The sequence below is a fragment of the Nitrospira sp. BLG_2 genome (genome assembly GCF_049222245.1).
On sequence record NZ_JBLYIG010000040.1, the window covers coordinates 1 to 2285 of the forward strand.

Sequence of the window (2285 nt, forward strand, 5' to 3'; positions counted from 1 at the left end):
CGTGCAGGCCTACCGGTTGACCAATCGACGCGAGTCGGACTGCTCATTCAAAGTGGCCGTCAGTGGAATCTTCCTCGATCTTGAGCACGGCGACCGAATTCGCCCACGGCGATGAGGACGTCAGGCTGGTCGGCAAAACTAGCCTGCGCAATGACAAAGGCCGACGCGTAGTTCCCCCCGCGCCAAACCCAATGCAAGCATTTTGTGCACGTTTTTAGGTCGGATCCGCCGAGCGGATAGCCCGCGGCAAGACCGGCAAGCATGATAGCTGGGAGGCCCGGCGATCGCTCCCGTTTCGTCAGCTCCAGGACTTGCGGGACATCATCGAGATTCACGAAAAGCATCATCTCGAAATTGATCTCACGAGGCTGCCGGCTGGCACGACATCATTCCTGCCTTAGATTCGTGCCGACAATTAGAATCGTCGCGTCGGATTGCGGAGTGAAACCGATCATCCTTCGTTAGTCGTCGCCGAGCAGGGGGCCTTCGGCAGGCTGGAGACCGTACCGACTGAAGAAGTCCTCCGGACTCATGTGCGCCAAGATCTTATCGCCCGAAGCCTCGATATAGCCGACCGCTCTGGAATATGCTTCCCATTCCGCCAGCATTTCAGCGAACTTGCCGGGATGTTCGGCCGCAACATTGGTCAGTTCCTGCGGATCGTCCCGGAGATTATAGAGATGCCATGTGTTGTCGCCGTAGGGCGGCGCCATGAACAGAATCTTCCAGCCTCCCTTGATCACCGCCTTGCATTCGATCATCTCGAAACCGAGCGCATCATAATGGCCGCGAATGTGCTGGCGGGAGATCTCTTCGAGAAAGGCCCGCCATGATCGTCCGTAAAGTGGAGCGAGTTGGTGGCCGTTGCGTTGCTCCGGCCGTTCGACGCCGGCATAGTCGAGCAGCGTCGGCAGCACGTCGGTCACGTGAAGGCACTGGTCAGTCACGACACCGCGGCGTTTGACGCCGGGACCGCTGACGATGAGCGGCACCTGCACCCCGCCCTCCGCAGTTGTCAGCTTGAAGTAGGACAACGGCGTGTTGCACGCTTCCGCCCAGGCGCCACCGATCGAGATGAATGATCCCACGCGACCCATATTCTCCCGGCTGTTGTCGAACAGTTCATCAATCTCCGCGGCCGTGCGATCGGAGTAAAAGTGCGGTTCCTTGGGGTTGGCGCCATTGTCGGACATAAACAGGATGATCGTGTCGTCATATTCTCCGGTCTGCTTGAGGTGGGCGACGACCTTCCCGATGCCCTCGTCCAGTATCTCGATCATCGCCGCGCAAATCTCCATTTTGCGCGCCTGGCTGCGTCGCTCCTCGTCCGACAGATTCTCCCATCTCTCGAAGAGATCCGTGGCCGGATTGATGTCCATATCCGCACTGATCAGACCCATGGATTTCATCCGCAGGGTACGTGCTTTCTTCATCGCCGGATAGCCGTCGTCATACTCGCCCTTGTAACGGTCAAGCCATTCATCGGGCACCTGCAGCGGATCGTGCGGCGCAGTGTACGCGAGATAGCCGAAGAACGGCTTGTCCTGCGGTTTGTTCCGGAGGAACTCGATCATCTTATCGGTGTAGGAGGTGGTGGAATAGAAATCGGCGGGCAGGTCGTTGGTCACGTCCCGGCCATCCTCATCATACAAGGTATGCGGTTGTTCGGATGGCGACAGCGCCTTTGCATCGGAGAAGTGCGAGGCTCCCCCGCCCAGGAAACTGAACACCCGATGAAATCCACGATCCTCCGGCCTCTGCCCATCGTTCTTGCCGAGATGCCATTTGCCGGCCATGCAGGTGTAATATCCCGCGTCGCCCAATAGTTCCGCGATAGTGGCCACATTGGCGTTGAGCGTTCCCTCATAGCCTGGCTTCATGAACTGGTTCACGGAGTGCATGGGAGGCATGACACCAAGACCGTTCAGGTGGTTATCGACGCCGGTCATCAGCAACGAGCGCGTCGGGGCACACAGCGATGAACTATAGAAATGGCGGAAGCGAACCCCTTCTTCCGCCAATTTGACCAGATTGGGGGTACGAATTTCCCCGCCGAAAGGCTCACAGTCCGAATATCCCATGTCGTCCACGACGACGAGAAGGAAGTTAGGCCTCTTCGTTTGGCCCTTCATCAGACCCTCCTTGGCGCCGAGCAAGCACTTCCGCGTCCAGCATCAAATTCGGCCGACCGAGCCGGTCTCGTGCTCCTTGCTTTCAGTCCTTCGTACCCGAACCGGCCCTTTACGCCGACTGAGTTTCCCGATCAGCACGAAGAACAGCGGCAC

General features: G+C 58.3%; 1 protein-coding gene. It reads right to left on the reverse strand.

Features of this window, described 5'->3' with window-relative positions; translation table 11 throughout:
- Window positions 1-461: 461 nt before the first annotated feature.
- Window positions 462-2132 carry an arylsulfatase gene (locus ACOSYY_RS01175; RefSeq protein ID WP_421660411.1) on the reverse strand — a complete coding sequence of 557 codons (1671 nt, stop codon included), beginning with the start codon at window positions 2130-2132 and terminating at the stop codon, window positions 462-464.
- Window positions 2133-2285: the final 153 nt, after the last annotated feature.